Origin of the sequence: Pseudomonas sp. B16120 (assembly GCF_044218845.1) — a bacterium.
Classification (GTDB): Bacteria; Pseudomonadota; Gammaproteobacteria; order Pseudomonadales; family Pseudomonadaceae; genus Aquipseudomonas; species Aquipseudomonas paracarnis.
This window is the reverse complement of the sequence record NZ_CP162588.1, coordinates 516,503-535,247: the sequence shown is the minus strand read 5'-3', so window position 1 is coordinate 535,247 and position 18,745 is coordinate 516,503. Positions and strand designations below refer to the sequence as shown.

Annotated in this window: 16 protein-coding genes and 2 pseudogenes; 12 read left to right on the top strand and 6 right to left on the bottom strand. The window is 61.1% G+C overall.

The window, feature by feature from the left end; translation table 11 throughout:
- Window positions 1-127 precede the first annotated feature (127 nt).
- The 12 genes and pseudogenes from ubiE (at window position 128) to AB4P90_RS02780 (ending at window position 10,284) form a co-directional block, all read left to right on the top strand.
- Window positions 128-898 carry a bifunctional demethylmenaquinone methyltransferase/2-methoxy-6-polyprenyl-1,4-benzoquinol methylase UbiE gene (gene ubiE, locus AB4P90_RS02835; protein ID WP_395605640.1) on the top strand — a complete coding sequence of 257 codons (771 nt, stop codon included), beginning with the start codon at window positions 128-130 and terminating at the stop codon, window positions 896-898.
- On the top strand, window positions 898-1,521 hold the full coding sequence (locus AB4P90_RS02830; RefSeq protein ID WP_014716556.1) for an SCP2 domain-containing protein: 624 nt from the start codon (window positions 898-900) through the stop codon (window positions 1,519-1,521). Before ubiE ends, AB4P90_RS02830 begins: the two co-directional genes overlap by 1 nt.
- On the top strand, window positions 1,518-3,122 hold the full coding sequence (gene ubiB, locus AB4P90_RS02825; protein ID WP_019820016.1) for a ubiquinone biosynthesis regulatory protein kinase UbiB: 1,605 nt from the start codon (window positions 1,518-1,520) through the stop codon (window positions 3,120-3,122). Before AB4P90_RS02830 ends, ubiB begins: the two co-directional genes overlap by 4 nt.
- Window positions 3,123-3,163: 41 nt before the next feature.
- Window positions 3,164-3,556, top strand: a complete 393-nt coding sequence (hisI, locus tag AB4P90_RS02820) for a phosphoribosyl-AMP cyclohydrolase (protein ID WP_003187884.1) — start codon at window positions 3,164-3,166, stop codon at window positions 3,554-3,556.
- A gap of 2 nt (window positions 3,557-3,558) precedes the next feature.
- Window positions 3,559-3,891 carry a phosphoribosyl-ATP diphosphatase gene (locus AB4P90_RS02815; RefSeq protein WP_003187881.1) on the top strand — a complete coding sequence of 111 codons (333 nt, stop codon included), beginning with the start codon at window positions 3,559-3,561 and terminating at the stop codon, window positions 3,889-3,891.
- A 27-nt stretch (window positions 3,892-3,918) separates the two neighbouring features.
- Complete coding sequence (locus tag AB4P90_RS02810; RefSeq protein WP_003187877.1) at window positions 3,919-4,197, top strand: twin-arginine translocase TatA/TatE family subunit; 279 nt, start codon at window positions 3,919-3,921, stop codon at window positions 4,195-4,197.
- A 10-nt stretch (window positions 4,198-4,207) separates the two neighbouring features.
- On the top strand, window positions 4,208-4,615 hold the full coding sequence (tatB, locus tag AB4P90_RS02805) for a Sec-independent protein translocase protein TatB (protein ID WP_003187876.1): 408 nt from the start codon (window positions 4,208-4,210) through the stop codon (window positions 4,613-4,615).
- Window positions 4,612-5,403 (top strand): twin-arginine translocase subunit TatC, encoded by a 792-nt coding sequence (gene tatC / locus AB4P90_RS02800; RefSeq protein ID WP_003187874.1) that lies wholly within the window; start codon window positions 4,612-4,614, stop codon window positions 5,401-5,403. Before tatB ends, tatC begins: the two co-directional genes overlap by 4 nt.
- On the top strand, window positions 5,400-6,107 hold the full coding sequence (locus AB4P90_RS02795; protein WP_014716554.1) for a 16S rRNA (uracil(1498)-N(3))-methyltransferase: 708 nt from the start codon (window positions 5,400-5,402) through the stop codon (window positions 6,105-6,107). The genes tatC and AB4P90_RS02795 overlap by 4 nt, the downstream gene beginning before the upstream one ends.
- Before the next feature lie 217 nt (window positions 6,108-6,324).
- Window positions 6,325-7,335, top strand: a pseudogene (locus AB4P90_RS02790) (methyl-accepting chemotaxis protein); the annotation flags it as partial.
- A gap of 33 nt (window positions 7,336-7,368) precedes the next feature.
- A complete protein-coding gene (locus tag AB4P90_RS02785) occupies window positions 7,369-8,241 on the top strand; it encodes a methyl-accepting chemotaxis protein (protein WP_395606080.1) in 873 nt (290 codons plus the stop codon).
- Between the two features lie 135 nt (window positions 8,242-8,376).
- Window positions 8,377-10,284 (top strand): methyl-accepting chemotaxis protein, encoded by a 1,908-nt coding sequence (locus AB4P90_RS02780; RefSeq protein WP_395605639.1) that lies wholly within the window; start codon window positions 8,377-8,379, stop codon window positions 10,282-10,284.
- A gap of 113 nt (window positions 10,285-10,397) precedes the next feature.
- Here the strand turns inward: AB4P90_RS02780 and AB4P90_RS02775 are convergent, their stop codons facing one another.
- From AB4P90_RS02775 to AB4P90_RS02750, 6 genes and pseudogenes are all read right to left on the bottom strand, one after another.
- Window positions 10,398-11,132, bottom strand: a complete 735-nt coding sequence (locus tag AB4P90_RS02775; RefSeq protein ID WP_014716551.1) for an amino acid ABC transporter ATP-binding protein — start codon at window positions 11,130-11,132, stop codon at window positions 10,398-10,400.
- Window positions 11,125-12,084, bottom strand: coding sequence for an amino acid ABC transporter permease (locus AB4P90_RS02770; RefSeq protein ID WP_014716550.1), 960 nt, complete (start codon window positions 12,082-12,084; stop codon window positions 11,125-11,127). Before AB4P90_RS02770 ends, AB4P90_RS02775 begins: the two co-directional genes overlap by 8 nt.
- A gap of 130 nt (window positions 12,085-12,214) precedes the next feature.
- Window positions 12,215-13,012 carry a transporter substrate-binding domain-containing protein gene (locus tag AB4P90_RS02765; protein WP_014716549.1) on the bottom strand — a complete coding sequence of 266 codons (798 nt, stop codon included), beginning with the start codon at window positions 13,010-13,012 and terminating at the stop codon, window positions 12,215-12,217.
- A 219-nt stretch (window positions 13,013-13,231) separates the two neighbouring features.
- Window positions 13,232-14,032 (bottom strand): transporter substrate-binding domain-containing protein, encoded by an 801-nt coding sequence (locus tag AB4P90_RS02760; RefSeq protein WP_395605638.1) that lies wholly within the window; start codon window positions 14,030-14,032, stop codon window positions 13,232-13,234.
- 179 nt (window positions 14,033-14,211) lie between these two features.
- A pseudogene (mdoH, locus tag AB4P90_RS02755) lies at window positions 14,212-16,790 on the bottom strand (glucans biosynthesis glucosyltransferase MdoH); the annotation flags it as partial.
- Window positions 16,783-18,519 (bottom strand): glucan biosynthesis protein G, encoded by a 1,737-nt coding sequence (locus tag AB4P90_RS02750; protein ID WP_014716546.1) that lies wholly within the window; start codon window positions 18,517-18,519, stop codon window positions 16,783-16,785. The pseudogene mdoH and the gene AB4P90_RS02750, both read right to left, overlap by 8 nt.
- Window positions 18,520-18,745: the final 226 nt, after the last annotated feature.

Here is an 18,745-nt window from a genome sequence, read left to right as displayed (position 1 = left end):
TAACGACTCAGAACACCCGCCATGCGGCAAAAGGTCTCGATGAGCGCCTATCTTACCTGCAGCCTTGCCAAGACAAAGTAGGCCTTGGGGATTATCATGTCCCGCATTCTCTTTTGGTGACAGCGATATGACTGATCAGCGCAAAGGCAGCGATGCCGAACCCACCACTCACTTCGGCTTCAAGAACGTCCCGGAAAGCCAGAAAGCGGAAAAAGTCGCTGAGGTGTTCCACTCCGTGGCGGCCAAGTACGACCTGATGAACGATGTGCTCTCCGGCGGCATGCACCGCCTGTGGAAGCGCTTCACCATCGAGTTGTCGGGCGCACGCACCGGCAACCGGGTGCTGGACATCGCCGGTGGCACGGGCGATTTGGCGGCCAAGTTCTCCAAGCTGGTTGGCCCCACCGGCCAGGTGGTATTGGCCGATATCAACGGTTCGATGCTCAAGGTTGGCCGCGACCGCCTGCTCGACAAAGGCGTGGCCGGCAATATCGAGTTCGTTCAGGCCGATGCCGAGAAGCTGCCCTTCCCCGACAACCATTTCGACTGCGTGACCATCGCGTTCGGCCTGCGTAACGTGACTCACAAGGAAGACGCGATCCGCTCGATGCTGCGCGTACTCAAGCCGGGTGGCCGCCTGCTGGTGCTGGAATTCTCCAAGCCGACCAACGCGCTGATGTCCAAGGTCTACGACACCTATTCGTTCGCCTTCATGCCACTGATGGGCAAGCTGATCACCAACGACGCCGAGAGCTACCGCTACCTGGCCGAGTCGATCCGCATGCACCCGGACCAGGAAACCCTGAAGTCGATGATGGTGGAGGCCGGTTTCGACCGCGTGACCTACCACAACATGACGTCCGGCATCGTCGCCCTGCACCGCGGCATCAAGCCCTGATGCTGCTGCAAGGTCTTCTCGCCAGCGTCGAGCACGGCCTCAACCGTGTACTGCGCCTGGACAGCACCGCCCTGGCGCGGCTCGCGCACCTGACCGGCAAAGTCATTGCCGTCGACTGCCGTAGCCCCGCCTTGCAGCTGTTTATCCTGCCCAGCGATGAAGGCCTGCTGCTCGCCACTCAATGGGCCGCTGAGGCCGATTGCACTCTGCGTGCGCCAGCCTCAAGCCTGTTGCACCTGGCACTGAGCCGCAACAAGACCGCCATCCTCCACGGCCCCGAGGTGGAACTGGAAGGCGACAGTGCGGTGCTGATGGACCTGGCCGCCGTGCTGCAAGACCTGGAGCTGGACTGGGAATACGAACTGTCGCGCTGGATTGGCCCCGTCGCCACCCAGTTGATCAGCGGGCACCTGCGCAGCCGCTCGCGCTGGTACCAGCAAGGGTTCGCCAGCCTCAACCAGAACCTTGCCGAATACCTGAGCGAAGAATCGCGCACCCTGGTCGGGCAACGGGAAGCGCAAGCGCGCTTTCGCGAGCTCGACAAGGCCAAAATCGACCTGGAACGCCTCGAGGCCCGCTTCGAGCGCTTGAGCCGTTCCCTTGATCCAAGCGATAACGCATGAAGCTGCTCGCCGTCCGCCGTTTGTTTCGTATCCAGCGCGTCGTAATCCGCTACCGTCTCGATGACCTGCTGTTTGCCCTGCCTTTGCCATGGTTCCTGCTAGCGGTGCGTTATGTGCTGCCGTGGCGCTGGTTGCCGCGCAAACCGTCACCGTTGAGCCGTGGCGCCAGCCTGCGCCTGGCGTTGCAGGATTTGGGGCCGATCTTCATCAAGTTCGGGCAGATCCTCTCCACCCGCCGCGACCTGTTGCCCGAAGACATCGCCGACGAGCTGATGCTGCTGCAAGACCGCGTGCCGCCGTTCGATTCGCAGCAATCGATGGCGCTGATCGAAGAACAGCTGGGCCAGAAGATCAGCGAGGTGTTCAGCCGCTTCGACGTCGAGCCCCTGGCCTCAGCGTCGGTGGCGCAAGTGCACGCCGCGCAGCTCAAGACCGGCGAAGAAGTGGTGGTGAAAGTCATTCGCCCAGGCCTCAAGCCGATCATCGGCCAGGACCTGGCATGGCTGTTCATCCTGGCCCGCGCGGCCGAACGCTTCTCTGCCGATGCGCGCCTGCTGCACCCGGTGGACGTGGTCGCCGACTACGAAAAAACCATCTACGACGAACTCGACCTGCTGCGCGAAGCGGCCAACGCCAGCCAATTGCGACGCAACTTCGAAGGCTCGCAACTGTTGTACGTGCCGCAGGTGTATTGGGACTGGTGCCGGCCCAAAGTGCTGGTGATGGAGCGCATCTACGGCGTGCAGGTCACCGACCTTGCGACCCTGGCCGACCAACGCACCGACATGAAGATGCTGGCCGAGCGCGGTGTGGAAATCTTCTTCACCCAAGTGTTCCGCGACAGCTTCTTCCACGCCGACATGCACCCGGGCAACATCTTCGTCAGCACCGTCAACCCGTGGAGCCCGCAGTACATCGCCATCGACTGCGGCATCGTCGGCAGCCTCACCCCGGAAGACCAGGATTACCTGGCGCGCAACCTGTTTGCCTTCTTCAAGCGCGACTACCGTCGTGTGGCGCAGCTGCACATTGATTCGGGTTGGGTGCCGGCGGAAACCAAGCTCAACGAATTCGAAGCGGCGATCCGTACCGTCTGCGAGCCGATCTTTGAAAAACCGTTAAAAGATATTTCCTTCGGTCAGGTACTGATGCGTCTGTTCCAGACCGCGCGGCGTTTCAATATGGAAGTACAGCCGCAGTTGGTGTTGTTGCAGAAGACCCTGCTGAACATCGAAGGCCTGGGCCGCCAGCTGTACCCGGACCTCGACTTGTGGAACACCGCGCAACCCTTCCTGGAGCGCTGGATGCGCGAGCGCATGAGCCCCAAAACCATGCTGGGCAACCTGCACAGCCAGTTCGAACAGCTGCCGCACCTGGCCAACATGACCCGCGACCTGCTGGAGCGCATGTCCCAGCCCCACGCCAAGGACCCTGAGCCACCGTGGCGCAAGCGCAAGGACGACTGGTTCCTGCGCCTGCTCGGCGCCGCGCACCTGGTGGGCGGTGTGATGCTGGCGATTGGTGGGCCATTGAACCAACTGGGCCACTGGCCAGCCGGCATCATGGTCGCCGTGGGTGTTTATCTGATCGTGCGTCGATAGCCCATCCGGTTATACACTGTCGCAAATTGCCGGAGCCGAACATGAAAGACTGGCTGGATGAGATCAAGTGGGACAGTGACGGCCTGGTGCCGGCCATTGCCCAGGACTACAAGACCGGGCGCGTGCTGATGATGGCCTGGATGAACCGCGAGGCCCTGAGCCTCACCGCCGCCGAGCAGCGCGCCATCTACTGGTCACGTTCGCGTGGCAAACTGTGGCGCAAGGGCGAAGAATCCGGGCACGTGCAGACCCTGCACGAGCTGCGCCTGGACTGCGATGCCGACGTGGTGATCCTCAAGGTCGAGCAGATCGGCGGCATTGCCTGCCACACTGGCCGCCACAGTTGCTTCTATCGCGTGTTCGAGAATGGCGAATGGAAGGTTGTGGAGCCGGTGCTCAAAGACCCGCACGCCATCTACCCAGCAGGACACTGAACATGAGCGATACCCTGAACCGTGTGGCCCAGGTGCTGGAAGACCGCAAAGGCGCGGATGCCGACAGCTCCTACGTCGCCAGCCTGTACCACAAGGGTCTGAACAAGATTCTGGAAAAACTCGGCGAAGAATCCGTCGAGACCATCATTGCGGCCAAGGACGCGCAAATCAGCGGTGATTACAGCGATGTAATCTATGAGACCGCAGACTTGTGGTTCCATAGCCTGGTGATGCTCGCCCAACTGGGGCAGCACCCACAGGCCGTGCTGGATGAACTGGACCGTCGCTTCGGCTTGTCCGGGCACGCCGAGAAGGCCTCGCGCCCGTCCGCCTGAATAACGTAAGACTTGAGGATTTGAAGCATGGGCATTTTTGACTGGAAACACTGGATCGTCATTCTGGTGGTGGTGGTATTGGTGTTCGGCACCAAGAAGCTCAAGAACCTGGGCACCGATGTGGGCGAGTCGATCAAGGGCTTTCGCAAAGCCATGAACGATGATGAAAAGCCAGCCGAGCCAAGCGCCAACCCGGTGCCACCGGCCCAGCCTGTTCACCCGCAGGCCACCCAGCCGATCACCGAGCGCCGTACCTTCGACGTGCAGGCTGAAAAGGTCCAAGAGCCGACCCGCAAAGACTCGTGAGCACTGACTAATGTTTGGTATCAGCTTCTCTGAACTGCTGCTCGTCGGCCTGGTGGCCCTGCTGGTACTGGGGCCGGAACGCCTGCCCGGTGCCGCACGCACCGCCGGCTTGTGGATCGGGCGCCTCAAGCGCAGTTTCAACGCGATCAAACAGGAAGTTGAACGGGAAATCGGTGCCGACGAAATCCGTCGGCAATTGCACAACGAGCACATCCTCTCGTTGGAGCAGGAAGCCCGCAAGATTCTTTCCCCGGTGCAAGAGCCGGCCAAGCCGGTAACGCCGGTGGCCGAGCACAGCATCGCGCCAGCCCCTGTGGCCGACGCCGCACCGGCAGCGCCCGCTCCTACGACGCCCGCGCCGACGCCCGTTGCGTCGCCCGCACCCCATGACCCTACATTGCCGCCGCGAGCCCCATGAGCGCTGATAAACCGGAAAACGACCAGCATATGCCGCTGGTCTCGCACCTCACCGAGCTGCGTACCCGCCTGCTGCGTTGCGTGGCGGCGATCTTCATCATCTTTGCCGGGCTGTTCGCCTTTACCCAGCAGATCTACACCTTCGTCTCGACGCCCCTGCGCCAGTACCTGCCGGCCGGCGCGACGATGATCGCCACCGATGTGTCGTCGCCGTTCCTGACGCCCTTGAAGCTGACCATGATGGTCTCGCTGTTCCTGGCGATCCCGGTGATCCTGCATCAGATCTGGGGTTTTATCGCGCCAGGCCTCTACAAGCATGAGAAGCGCATCGCCGTGCCGTTGCTGGTGTCGAGCATCCTGCTGTTCTACACCGGCATGGCCTTCGCCTATTTCCTGGTGTTCCCACTGATCTTCAAGTTCTTCGCCGCCGCGACTCCAGCCGGTGTGGAAATGATGACCGATATCACCAGCTACCTCGATTTCGTGATGACGCTGTTCTTCGCCTTTGGCGTGGCGTTTGAAATTCCGGTAGCGGTAGTGTTGCTGGTGTGGATCGGCGTGGTCGACGTCAAGTACCTGAAGAAGATCCGCCCGTATGTGATCATCGGCTGCTTCGTGGTCGGCATGATCCTCACGCCACCGGACATCTTCTCCCAGACCTTGTTGGCCGTGCCGATGTGGATGCTGTTCGAAGTGGGCATCCTGTTCAGCGGCTTGATCAGCAAGCGTGGCGAACACCCGGATGACGCGCCTGTCGACGACGACCAGCCGCCTGCGACCCAGCCGTGAACCTGCTGCTGCTCGAAGAGGCCGACTTTATCGCGGCCGACCGCGTAGTGCTGCGCGATCGGCGCCTGGTGCATATGCAGGAGGTTCACCGCGCCGCCGTCGGTGACTCCCTGCGCGTGGGCCGGATTGGCGGGCTGATGGGCAATGCCCAACTGCTGCGCCTGGAAGCCGCTGAAGCCGAACTGCAAGTGAGCTTCGACCAACCGCCACCGAGCAAATTACCCCTGACCTTGCTGCTGGCCCTGCCCCGCCCGAAGATGCTGCGCCGGGTGTTGCAAACCGTGGCGGCCATGGGCGTGCCCAAGGTGGTGCTGGTCAACAGCTACCGCGTGGAAAAAAGCTTCTGGCAAACCCCGTTCCTGGAGCCGGAAGCGGTGCGCGAGCAATTGATCCTCGGCCTGGAACAAGCGCGGGACACGGTGCTGCCCGAGATCATTATCGAGAAACGCTTCAAGCCGTTTGTGGAAGATCGGCTGCCGGCCATGGCGGCTGGCACCCTGGGCCTGATCGGCCATCCGGGCGATTACCCAGCCTGCCCCCGAGCCCTCGAGGAACCGGTGACCCTGGCGATCGGCCCGGAAGGCGGCTGGATTCCCTATGAAGTGGACTTGCTGGCCAAGGCCGGTTTGCAGCCGGTGCAACTGGGTGCACGTATTTTGCGCGTCGAAACCGCCGTAACGGCCCTGCTCGCCCGCCTGTTCTAACCCCCCGACTGATCGTTCCCACGCTCTGCGTGGGAATGCCGCTCAGGACGCTCTGCGTCCGCCCTTGTGACGCAGAGCGTCACGCCATTCATTCCCACGCAGAGCGTGGGAACGATCAGCAGAGCGTGGGAACGATCATGTGCATAGCTACAGAATCTCGCGCCCGTGCCGATAGCCTTTGAATAAGTCCAAGCCTTGTTCCAGGGGAGTTCGCAGCATGTATCGTTGGTTAGCCGAGAAGTTGGGGAATGTAAGCGTCAACCGCAAGCTGAGCGTCGGCTTTGGCCTGGTATTGGTCCTGACGCTGTTGATCACCTTTACCGGCTGGACCGGCCTGGGGGATGTGATCAGCCGCGGCGACAAGCTGGGCTTCATTTCCAGCCTCAATGGCCTGACCAAAGACCTGCGCCTGGCACGTCTGGACTTCGATATGCGCCGTGGCGAGCAAGGCACGGACAAGGTCGACGGCCTGCTCGCCCACCTCGACAGCGGCCTGAAGACCGCCGCCGAGCTGATCGAGCAACCTGACGACAAAGCCCTGGTCGAGCAACAGCAGGAAGCCTTGAACCAATACAAAAAGGCCTTCGCGGCCATGGTCCAGGCGGGCCTCAAGCGTGAGGGTGCTCGCAGCAAGCTCGGCGACACTGCCGACAATGCTGTCGCCAAGATCAATGAAATCGAAAAAGCCCTGCTGCAAGGTGACAGCGTCACCCAGTTCAACAGCGTGGTGGAGCAGAGCAAGCTGATCCAGCAATCGCGCTTCCAAGTACGCGGCTACACCTACAGCGGCAAGGTCGAAGCCGAGCAACCGGCCCTGGATGCTATCGACAACGCCCTGAAGAAAATCACCGAACTGCAAGGCCAGCTGCCGGCCCAATACCAGGCCAACCTGCAAGAAGCCGGGGCTTCACTGCAAGCCTACCGCGCCGCCGTCAGCCAGTATCGCGATTCCCAGGTCGCCAGCGCGGCTGCGCTGAAAACCATGATCGCCCAAGGCGACATCCTGCTGGGCCACAGCGAAAAACTCACCGTCTCCCAGACCGCCGTGCGTGACGCAGATGCCGCGCAGGCCAAATACCTGTTGCTGCTTGCCACCGTGCTGGCGCTGATCGTCGGCATCTTCGCAGCCTGGGCCATCACCCGCCAGATCGTCATCCCCCTGAACCAGACCCTCAAAGTCGCCGAGCGTGTGGCCTCCGGCGATCTGAGCCACAACCTGGAATCGGGCCGCCAGGACGAACTGGGTCAATTGCAGCGTGCCATGCAAAGCATGACCGTAGGCCTGCGCGAGTTGATCGGCGGGATCAGCGACGGGGTCACCCAGATCGCCAGCGCCGCCGAGCAGTTGTCGGCCGTGACCGAACAAACCAGCGCCGGGGTCAACAGCCAGAAGGTCGAGACCGACCAGGTGGCCACCGCCATGAACGAGATGGCGGCCACCGTGCAGGAAGTGGCGCGCAATGCCGAAGAGGCCTCGGAAGCCGCCGTGGCTGCCGACCAGCAAGCCCGTGAAGGCGACCAGGTGGTGGGTGAAGCCATCGCCCAGATCGAGCGCCTGGCCACCGAGGTGGGTAATTCCACAGTGACCATGGGTGAACTCAAGCGCGAGAGCGACAAGATCGGCAGTGTGCTCGACGTGATCAAATCCGTGGCCCAGCAAACCAACCTGCTGGCCCTTAACGCCGCCATTGAGGCCGCGCGTGCCGGTGAGGCCGGCCGTGGCTTTGCCGTGGTGGCCGACGAGGTGCGCAGCCTGGCCCAGCGCACGCAGAAGTCCACTGAAGAGATCGAAGAGCTGATCGTCGGCCTGCAAAGTGGTACCCAGCAGGTGGCAACCATCATGGACAACAGCCGCGGGCTGACCGAGAGCAGTGTTGAGCTGACGCGCCGCGCTGGCCACGCGCTGGGCAATATCACCCGCACCGTCTCGACCATTCAGGCCATGAACTCGCAGATCGCCACCGCCGCCGAGCAACAAAGCGCCGTGGCTGAAGAGATCAACCGCAGCGTGTTGAATGTGCGCGACATCTCCGAACAAACCTCGTCGGCCAGCGAAGAAACTGCGTCCTCCAGTGCCGAACTGGCGCGCCTGGGGATCTACCTGCAGACCCTGGTTGGGCGCTTCCGGGTCTGAATTACCCTACACGGCGGCTTACCAAAGCCGCCGTAACTTGTGAAATTTCCTACGCAGTTATCAGCCCTCCACGGCCCCGAATCGAATTAGCGTTTCATGTGTTGCGAAATGCTTTCTCTGATTCGGAGGTTCACCATGTTTTCTCGGCTAACCCGCGTGCTGGTCAATGCCAGCGTCCGCCTCAAGCTCGCCCTGGGTTTTGGCCAAGTGCTGATCCTCAGTTTCCTGATCGCCGCTACGGGCTGGCAAGCCTTGAACGCCGTGCTTTACCGATCCAATAGCCTGACGACCCTGGGTCAATTGGCCGTTGACGCCGAGGCCATGCGCGCCGACCGCATCGTGTACCGCACCCTGACAGACAGCGATAGCCTGAGCAAAATGGCCGCGAAGATTGAACGGATGGACCAGCACTTGGCCGACCTATCAAACCGCCTGAAAGACCCGGCTGACCTGCAGCGACTTGAAGAAGCCAAGAGCCTTGCAAGCCACTTCAAGGCGGCCCTGACGCAACTTCCGCCCTTGGTCGAACAGCGTGAGCGCATCCGCCCGGTGCTGAAAAAAGTCGCCCTGCAAGCCAGCGATACCCTCGCCCAATTTGCCAGTGACCTGCCTGATCAGAACGACGAAAAGGCCCTTGATGCCATTGAGCAACTGCGGCAGGCCATGGAGCTGGCCGAAGATCGCGCCCAGAGCCCCGCCTGGGCCGCGCAATCGCTGGCAATGTATACAGAGGCCATCGGCAAGGCCCTTGACGCCCTGGAGACCGCGCAACTGGCAGTAACAGCGCTGCCCGTGGACTCAGCACTGCTCAAGACCGACCTGGCTAACTATCGCGAGCAGTTGATCGAGCTCAAGGAAGCCCAGCTCAACGTGGAGACCGTGCAAAACCGCTTCGAACAGCAACTCGATGACCTGCGCGACAACAGTAACCAGTTGAGCCAAAGCCAGAACACCAAGCGCAACAGCGAGGCAGACCACACCCGCACATTGCTGATGAGCGTGACAGTGGCCGCCCTGGCCCTGGGCGCGCTGGCCGCCTGGTGGATCGCCCGGCAGATTGCGGTACCACTGCGGGAGATCCTTGGCGCCGCACGCCGCATTGCCGAAGGCGACCTCAGCCACGACATGGCGGTCGACCGTCGCGATGAACTCGGCCAGTTGCAGCAAAGCATCGGGCAAATGACCCGCAGCCTGCGTAGCCTGATCAGCAGTATCGGTGACAGCGCCCGGCAGATCGCCGGAGCGGCCACGCAGTTATCCACCGTCACCGAGCAGACCCGCAGCGGGCTCAACGAGCAGAAAGATGAAACCGACCAGGTGGCGACGGCAATGAATGAAATGCTCGCCACTGCCCAGGAAGTGGCGCGCCACGCCGAACGCGCCTCGCTGGCGGCCCAAGAAGCCGACCATCAGGCCGGCGCCGGTGAGCAGGTGGTCACCCAGGCTATGGAGCAGATTGGCAACCTGGCCAGTGAAATGGCGCTGTCGGGCCGTGCGATGCTCGCGCTGCAACAAGAGAGCCAGAAAATCGCCAGTGTGCTGGATGTGATCAAGTCTGTTTCTCAGCAGACCAACCTGCTGGCCCTGAACGCAGCCATTGAAGCGGCGCGTGCGGGCGCTGCCGGCCAAGGCTTTGCGGTGGTCGCCGACGAAGTGCGCAGCCTGGCCCAACGCACTCAGGAATCGGCCGAGGAGATCGAAGGGCTGATCCTCGGCCTGCATAACGGCACCCAGCAGGTGGCGGATATCATGGACAGCAGCCGTAACCTGACCGATAACAGCGTCACCCTGACCCGCGACGCCGGCGACGCCCTGATCGCCATTGCCCGCACGGTGTCGATCATCCAGGAAATGAACCCGCAGATCGCCGCCGCAGCGGAACAGCAAAGCGCTGTAGCCGAGGAGATCAACCGCAGTGTGCTGAAGGTACGGGACGTGTCGGAACAAACCGCCGCCGCCAGCGAGGAAACGGCGGCGGCGAGTGTTCAGTTGGCGAGGTTGAGCCTGGACATGCAGACGCTGGTCGACAAATTCAAGCTCTGAAACACCGCCACTGTAGGAGCGAGCTTGCTCGCGATAAACCCAAGGCCGCCGCGTTCATTCAGGGTGCGTGGCGTTCTCGTTGACGTTTTTCGCGAGCAAGCTCGCTCCTACAGTCATAGCACCTGGCGCAGGAAGGCTTGGGCGCGTGGGTCTTTTGGCGCATTGAAGAACTCCGCCGGCGCGGCGTCTTCCAGCAATTTGCCGTGATCGAAAAACAACACCCGGTCTGCCACTTCCCGGGCAAAGCCCATCTCGTGGGTGACGCACACCATGGTCATGCCTTCCAGGGCCAGGGTCTTCATCACGTCCAGCACTTCACCGACCATTTCCGGGTCGAGGGCCGAGGTGGGCTCGTCAAACAGCATCACCTTGGGATCCATGGCCAGGGCCCGAGCAATGGCAACCCGCTGCTGCTGGCCGCCAGACAGGCGCGATGGAAACTCGCGGGCTTTCTGCGCTATACCGACCTTTTCCAGCAGCGCCAGGGCCTTGGCCTCCCGCTCTTGCTTGCCGCGCTTGCGCACGACCTTTTGCGCCAGGCACAGGTTTTCCAGCACGGTCATGTGAGGGAACAGGTTGAAGTGCTGGAACACCATGCCGACTTCACGGCGGTAGGCATTCACGTCGGTCTTCGGGTCGGCCAGTTGCAGGCCGTCGATGCTCACCGAACCCGAGTCGAATTCCTCCAAGCCGTTAAGGCAGCGCAGAAAGGTGGACTTGCCGGAACCCGAGGGACCGATCACCACCAGCACCTCGCCCTTGGCCACTTGGGTGGTGACATGATCCACCGCGCGCACCACCTGCCCACGGGTATCGAAGACCTTTACCAGATCGCGTACTTCAATCACTTTGGGCAAGCCTCCGCTCAAGCCGGCTGGCCATCTTCGACAGCGGCAGGTTGATCAGCAGGTACAAGCCCGCCACACAAAACAGGATTTCAAACGGCGAGAACGAGGTGGTGATCACTTCGCGGCCGCTCTTGAGCAACTCGGTAATCGCGATCACCGACACCAGGGACGTGTCCTTGACCAGGCTGATAAATTGCCCGGCCAGGGGCGGCAGCACGCGCTTGAAGGCCTGCGGCAGCACCACGTGGCGCATCGACTGGCTGGCACTCAAGCCCAGGGAGCGCGCCGCTTCGTCCTGGCCACGGGTGATGGACTGCACGCCGGCGCGCACGATTTCTGCCACGTAGGCACCCGTGAACAACGACAGCGCGGCAATCCCGGCAAACTCCCGGGACAGGTTGAGCACCGTGCCGATAAAGAAATAGAAAATGAAGATCTGCACCAGCAGCGGCGTGCCCCGCACCAGCTCGACGTAGATTGTCGACAGGTCGCGCAAGGTGGGGTTTTTCGACAGCCGGCACAGCCCGGTCGCCAAGCCAATCGCCAAGCCCAGGATGCCGGACACCACCGACAGCCACAGCGTGGTCCACAAGCCCCACATCAACGGCCCCAGTGCCCATTGCCGAGTCACGCCGACCACATCGCCTTCAGCCACATCATCGCCGCGCGCCACTTGCAGGCTGTTATCGGCGACTGTGAGCTTTTGTTCCACTCCGGCGTCGTTGCGCAGGGTGACTTCGGCCATATCGCCTTTGCGCACCAACTCGACCACGGTGGAAATATCCGCGGCGCGCTGGGAGGTTTCGGCTTGATAGGCGAAGTATTGGGGGACGCGGTTCCAGCGCCACTCGTAGGACATCAACGACGTGGCGTAGTACAAGGCACCCGCCAGGCCGACCAGCACCACCACCGTCAGCAGGTGCCAGGGCCATTGGGCTTTTTTATGTTTCATTTCACTTTCCGCATAGGTGTCGCCTGATAGGCCGCCATCGCGGGCAAGCCCGCTCCCACAGGTTGATGTGTGAATACAGTCAAATGTGGGAGCTGGCTTGCCTGCGATGCAGGCAACTCGGTGTCAGGCCTTATTCCATGTCCTTGAGCCACTCGGAGCTCTTGAACCACTTGTCATGGATGCGATCGTAGGTGCCGTCGTTACGGATCTGGTGCAGGAAGTTGTTGATGAAGTTGATGCTGTCGTAATCGCCTTTCTTCAAACCGAACGCCAGAGGTTCAAAGGTGAAGGGTTCTTCCAGGAACACCAGCTTGCCGTTCCCGACCTTCTTTTCGGCCACCACGTTGTACGGTGCGTCGTAGACGAACGCATCAGCCTTGCCGTTGACCACGTCGAGCACGCCTTCCTGCTCGTTGTCGTAGCCGTGGTACTTGGCCTTGGAGATCAGCTTCTTGGCAACCATCTCACCGGTGGTGCCGAGCTTGGAGGTCAGGCGGTATTTCTCGTCGTTCAGGTCTTTGTAGGACTTGATGGTGCCTTCCAGCTCCTTGCGGATCAGCAGCGTCTGGCCGACCACGATGAAGGGTTCGCTGAAGTTCAGGCGCAGGTTGCGTTCCTGGGTCAGGGTCATGCCGCTGCCAATCATGTCGAACTTGCCGGTCAGGAAGGCCGGGATGATGCCGTCGTACCCGGTGGACACCAGCTCCAGCTTGACGCCCATGGACTTGGCCATAGCCTTGAGGATGTCCACTTCGAAACCGATGATTTCGCCGCGCTTGTCGGTCATTTCGAACGGCATGTAGGTGGGGTCCATACCGACTTTCAACGTGCCGCGCTTGACCGCCTCATCAATGGCGCCGGCCTGGGCCGCAGTGGCGGCGACCAGCGCGGTGACACCGAACATCAGCATCGAAAGATACTTTTTCATCATCAAGACCCCTGAACGATTCTTATAAGGTGGGCGCACAGAAGGGCTGCGCCATTTCGGGGTGCGATCCTAACCCACTCGTTGTCCGCCACAAAGGTTTCACCGGTAAATGTTATCGGCGTGTGTCGCAAAACACTGACAGCGAGCCGGCCAGGCACAGAGGCAGACGCTTGCGCGCGACCTCTCGATTAGGGATGGATGTGTAAGCAGTTATGACGATCAGTCGATCTCGGCTATCCAGGCCGTGTCCCTGAACCACTTGTCATGCAGGCGATCGTAGGTGCCGTCCTGGGCGATCTGGTTGAGAAAATGGTTGATCCAATTGAGGCTGTCGTAATCGCCTTTTTTCAGGCCAAACGCCAAAGGCTCAAAGGTGAAGGGATGCTCCAGTACCAACAATGCACTGTTCTGCGGCCGACTCATCGCGATCAGGTTGTAGGGCGCATCATGGATAAAAGCATCGGCCTTGCCTTCCACCACCTGCCGCACGCCTTCTTCCGGGTTGGCCACACTGTTGAGCCGCGCTGATAGGAGAAAGCGCTGTGCCGCGGCTTCGCCGGTGGTGCCTTGGGTTGCAACGACGCGGTAACTGGGATCGTCCAGCTCTTCAATACTGGACACTTTCCCGCCCAAGCGCGGATGCAGTAGCACAGTCTGGCCCACCACGATAAACGAGTCACTGAAGTTGAGCTTGAGGTTGCGCTCCTGAGTGACCGTCATGCCGCTGCCAATCAGATCAAACTTGTTCGCCATCAGCCCCGACAACAACTCCGTGTAGGGCACCGCTACCAATTCAAGCTCTACGCCCAGCGCGCGGCTCATGGCGTGGAGCAAGTCAATTTCAAAGCCGACGATGCGCCCCTGCTTATCGAGCATTTCGAAGGGCACGTTATTGGGGGTGGTGCCGACCTTAAGCACGCCGCGGTGCACAGCATTGTCCAGCGCGCCGGCGTAAAGCAGGCCTGCCTGTCCCCCCAGGAAAAAGCCCATCAGCAATGCCAAACAATACCTTTTGATCATGAATGCCCCCGCAGCGAGTCCAATTTGGGGGGCGATCCTAACCCAGCCGCAGGCACGGCAATACGCTTCGAACAAAGGTCTTTTGTTTCGAAATAACAAGGAGTTAGCGATAAAAGGAAGAGGCTAAAAACGCTGTAGGACCAACGTTTGAAACACCCCCCGAAGTGAGCCTTCGGGGGTGCCTGAATCAGGCCGGCTGGGCCTGGGGCGACTGTGGTTGCAGGGGCAGCAATGGCGCGTGCGGATCGGCCTTGATCGAGGCACGCCAAGCGCCTAGCCACTCGGCGTGACCTTCGCTCCACACCTGCTCATGCAGACGAGCCAAGGCCACCGGATCGCTGAGCAAGGCCAGGCGTTCGCTGTTGTTGAGGCCAGCCGGGCCGACTTTCAACGCGTGGCGAACACGCTCCATGCGCAGGTACTCGATGGGCTCGGCCTCACGGTGCCGCGAGGTCGCCAAGGCGCAGGCCAGAGCGTTCTGCTGCGGGTCGACCACCGAACGCACAAAGCCGTCGTTGAGGGCGTGCCAACGGTTTTCGTGGGTGTACTTCTCGGTCGACAGCAGGGCCTGCGGCGGGTTGTATTCCTCAGGGATCAGGAACAGGCTCTCGTCGCGGGACTTGAGGCCCAACTTGACCCGGCTGGAAATCACCGACACCGGGATCGACAGCATCAGCGAGCCGACAATCGGCACCAGCCACCACAGGAAGCTCGGGTTCAGCCACACCACCAGCAGCGCCCACAGGAAGCCCAGCACGGTTTGCGGACCGTGGCGCTTGACCGCTTCGCTCCAGGGCGTGGAGTCGTCGTCACGTTGCGGCGAGTTCCAGGTAGCGGCCCAACCGAGGAACGCGGCGAGGACGAAACGGGTGTGGAAAATCATCCGCACCGGCGCCAGCAGCATGGAGAACAACATCTCCAGCAGCATCGACAGGGTTACCTTAAACTTGCCACCGAACTCTTTGGCGCCCTTGGCCCAGATCAAGATGATGCTGAGCAGTTTAGGCAGGAACAGCAGCACGATGGTGGTGGAGAACAGCGCCACCGCCTTGTCCGGGTGCCATTGTGGCCATAGCGGGTACAACTGGCGCGGGGCCATGAAGTACTGCGGCTCCATCAGCGTGTTCACCGCCAGCAAGGCCGTGGACAGCACCAGGAAGAAGAACCACAACGGCGCCGACAGATAAGACATCACGCCGGTCAGGAACACCGCACGGTGCACCGGGTGCATGCCTTTAACCAGGAACAGGCGGAAGTTCATCAGGTTACCGTGGCACCAGCGACGGTCACGCTTGAGTTCGTCCAGCAGGTTCGGCGGCAGTTCTTCGTAGCTGCCCGGCAGGTCGTAGGCAATCCACACGCCCCAGCCGGCACGGCGCATCAGCGCGGCTTCAACGAAGTCGTGGGAGAGGATCGCACCGGCAAACGCGCCTTTACCGGGCAGCGGCGCCAGGGCGCAGTGCTCGATAAACGGCTTCATACGGATAATGGCGTTGTGGCCCCAGTAGTGGGATTCACCCAACTGCCAGAAGTGCAGGCCGGCGGTAAACAGCGGTCCGTACACGCGAGTGGCGAACTGCTGCATGCGCGCATACAGGGTGTCCATGCCCGACGCACGCGGCGCGGTCTGGATAATCCCGGCATCCGGCGTGGCTTCCATCAGGCGCACCAGGCTGGTCAGGCACTCGCCGCTCATCACGCTATCTGCGTCGAGAACGACCATGTACTTGTAGTCACCGCCCCAACGACGGCAGAAGTCGTCGAGGTTGCCGCTCTTGCGCTTAACGCGGCGGCGACGACGGCGGTAGAAGATCTTGCCGAAGCCACCGGCTTCGCGGCATACGTCGAGCCAGGCTTGCTGTTCGGCGATGCAGATGTCGGCGTCGTTACTGTCGCTGAGCACGAAGAAATCGAAGCGATCCAGGTCACCGGTCGCGGCCACCGATTCGAACGTTGCACGCAAGCCGGCGAATACACGCGGCACGTCTTCGTTACAGATCGGCATCACCAGGGCGGTGCGCGCATCTTTCGGAATCGGCTCGTCACCGGCACTTTTACCGGAAATACGGTATTTATCGTGACCGGTCAGCAGCTCCAGGAAGCCCATGAGCGCAGTCCAGAAACCGGCCGACACCCAGCAGAACAGAATCCCGAACATGATCAGGATGCTGGTTTGCAGCGCGTAAGGCAGTACCTGGGTAGCGGTTTGCAGCAGGGTCTGGTTGCGAATTTCGTCGAAGTCGACCAGCGACCAGCCCTGGTACGGCATGATGCCTTTCATGTACCAGCCGGCCACGATGGTCTGGCCCAGCATCAGCACCAGCAGGATGTAACGACGGATCGAGCCCACGGTACGCCAGCGCGCAGCCGGCAATACCCGCTCATCTTTCGGTGGCTTGGGCGGGTTGGTGCGGCCGGTCATCCGGCGCCAACCGCGCACCAGGATGTTGGTGCGCCAAGGCTCGGGCACCACTTTGGTCCGACGAATCGGCGGCGTGGCCTTGAGACACACACGACCGCTGGCATCGAGCGCCAGCATCTCGGCGTCTTGCAGCTCTTCGGCGCTGTTGAGGGTCAAGCGGCGGCCGACCGACGCTTGGGCAGCGTCGGTCGGTGCGTCGAAGGTCTTGGACGACAGACGTTCGTGCAACTCGCTGAAGGACTTGCAGCCCGCCAGCTCGGCGCGCTGCTCAGCCGTCATGGGTAGATGCGCCAGGTACTCGGACAGAGTCTCTGGCTTGACTTGAGAATTACTCATCGGCAGGCAACTGATAGCTCCAGGTTTCGGTCAGGACTTGCTCGGTCTTGATCGGCTCCGGTGTGGCTGGGGCAGCCTCAGGCTGTTTGGCTTCCTTGTCCTTGGCGTCTTTCTTGGCCTGCTTCTCATGCTGCTTGGCCAAGACTTTGTCGGCCTTGAGCACATGGTTGGAAACCGACTCAGGCTCAGGCTGCACGATATCCTGCACCAATGCCGCACGCATTTCGGTCGGTTTGCTTGCGTCCTTGATCTTCATACGCAGGGTCAGGCGCCAGCCTTTGGTGTGTTCGTTGTAGCGCACGCTGTTTTCGACCAGTTCAGCGTTATCACCCACGCTCACCTGGCTACGTACCGGAGCGTCCGGCAGCAGTTTCTTCAGGGACGGGCCCTCGAAATCTACCAGGTAGGCCACGCTGCCATCGGGCTGACGGATCAGGTTCGATTGCTTCACGTCACCGGTAGAACGCAGGGTCTGCTTGACCCAGGCACTGTCCGGCGAATGGAAGGCCGCGTCGTCCAATGTCCAGTGCAGACGGTAAGCCACGTCCAGCGGCTTGCCGACTTCCGGCAGCTCGGCCGGGCTCCAGAAGGCCACGATGTTGTCGTTGGTCTCATCGGCGGTCGGAATCTCGACCAGGTCGACGGAGCCTTTGCCCCAGTCACCTTCAGGCTCGATCCAGGCGCTCGGGCGCTTGTCGTAGTTGTCGTCCAGGTCTTCGTAGTGGCTGAAGTTGCGGCCACGCTGCAGCAGGCCGAACCCACGCGGGTTCTCGACGCTGAAGTTGCTGACCGACAGGTGTTTAGGGTTGTTCAGCGGACGCCAGATCCACTCGCCATTGCCGGCGTGAATCGACAGGCCGCTGGAATCGTGGAGCTCGCGACGGTAGTTGAGGACCTTGGACGGCTGGTTGGCGCCGAACAGGAACATCGAGGTCAACGGCGCAACGCCCAGCTTGCTGACCTTGTCACGCAGGTACATCTGGGATTTGACGTCCACCACGGTGTCGGTGCCAGGGCGCAGGATCAGACGATAAGCGCCAGTGGCGCGTGGCGAATCCAGTAGCGCGAAAATCACCAAATGCTTGTCACCCGGCTTTGGACGCTCGATCCAGAACTCGGTGAAACGCGGGAATTCTTCGCCAGACGGCAACGCGGTGTCGATTGCCATGCCACGGGCAGACAGGCCATACACTTGGTCCTTGCCTACGACGCGGAAATAGCTGGCGCCGAGCATGGTCATGATTTCGTCTTGCTTGTCGGCCTTGTTGATCGGGAAAAGCACACGGAAACCGGCGTAACCCAGCTGTTCGGTGGCTTTAGGATCAAATTTCACGTCGCCGAAATCGAAACGCGTCGGGTCGTACTTGATTTCGTGCACGCTATCGGCGGTGACTTCGTTGATTTTCACCGGGGTGTCGAAATGCATCCCCTGGTGATAGAAGGACAGCTTGAACGGGGTGTTCTGATCGGCCCACTCGGCTTTTTCATTGCGGAAACGAATTTTCTGGTAATCCGCAAATTTCATTTCGCGGAATTCGTTCGGCAGATTGCTGCGCGGAGCTTCGTACTTCTGCCCAGCCAGCTCTTTTGCCTTGGCCGACACATCATCCAGACTGAACGCCCACAGTTGACCCGCGCCGAACAGGCAAAACAGGGCAGAGCCCGTCACCAGTGCGTTTCGTAACCGTTTGGCAGACAATTTTGGTGCATTACAGGGACTAACAATCACGAGCAACCCTCGCCGAAAACAGATCAAAAAACCAACGGCCAGCTATCTATATGCCAGGTTGGCGAGCAATGTTCCGACTCCTCTGGGGCAAAATGATTCCCCATGCGGTTGTCGGACAAGGCTCTACCTAAGTCAAAAATGGACCAAACAACGCTGATCCCCGTAGCGCGCGATTATCTAGTAGCCCGCGAGACAACGCATCAGGGACAGTGAAGTATTTGTAGCG

Bases quoted from the DNA above. Each gene is read 5' to 3' on its own strand.
- ubiE (WP_395605640.1), top strand. From the start codon at position 128: ATGACTGATCAGCGCAAAGGCAGCGATGCCGAACCCACCACTCACTTC.
- AB4P90_RS02830 (WP_014716556.1), top strand. From the start codon at position 898: ATGCTGCTGCAAGGTCTTCTCGCCAGCGTCGAGCACGGCCTCAACCGT.
- ubiB (WP_019820016.1), top strand. From the start codon at position 1,518: ATGAAGCTGCTCGCCGTCCGCCGTTTGTTTCGTATCCAGCGCGTCGTA.
- hisI (WP_003187884.1), top strand. From the start codon at position 3,164: ATGAAAGACTGGCTGGATGAGATCAAGTGGGACAGTGACGGCCTGGTG.
- AB4P90_RS02815 (WP_003187881.1), top strand. From the start codon at position 3,559: ATGAGCGATACCCTGAACCGTGTGGCCCAGGTGCTGGAAGACCGCAAA.
- AB4P90_RS02810 (WP_003187877.1), top strand. From the start codon at position 3,919: ATGGGCATTTTTGACTGGAAACACTGGATCGTCATTCTGGTGGTGGTG.
- tatB (WP_003187876.1), top strand. From the start codon at position 4,208: ATGTTTGGTATCAGCTTCTCTGAACTGCTGCTCGTCGGCCTGGTGGCC.
- tatC (WP_003187874.1), top strand. From the start codon at position 4,612: ATGAGCGCTGATAAACCGGAAAACGACCAGCATATGCCGCTGGTCTCG.
- AB4P90_RS02785 (WP_395606080.1), top strand. From the start codon at position 7,369: ATGCAAAGCATGACCGTAGGCCTGCGCGAGTTGATCGGCGGGATCAGC.
- AB4P90_RS02780 (WP_395605639.1), top strand. From the start codon at position 8,377: ATGTTTTCTCGGCTAACCCGCGTGCTGGTCAATGCCAGCGTCCGCCTC.
- AB4P90_RS02770 (WP_014716550.1), bottom strand. From the start codon at position 12,084: ATGAAACATAAAAAAGCCCAATGGCCCTGGCACCTGCTGACGGTGGTG.
- AB4P90_RS02765 (WP_014716549.1), bottom strand. From the start codon at position 13,012: ATGAAAAAGTATCTTTCGATGCTGATGTTCGGTGTCACCGCGCTGGTC.
- AB4P90_RS02760 (WP_395605638.1), bottom strand. From the start codon at position 14,032: ATGATCAAAAGGTATTGTTTGGCATTGCTGATGGGCTTTTTCCTGGGG.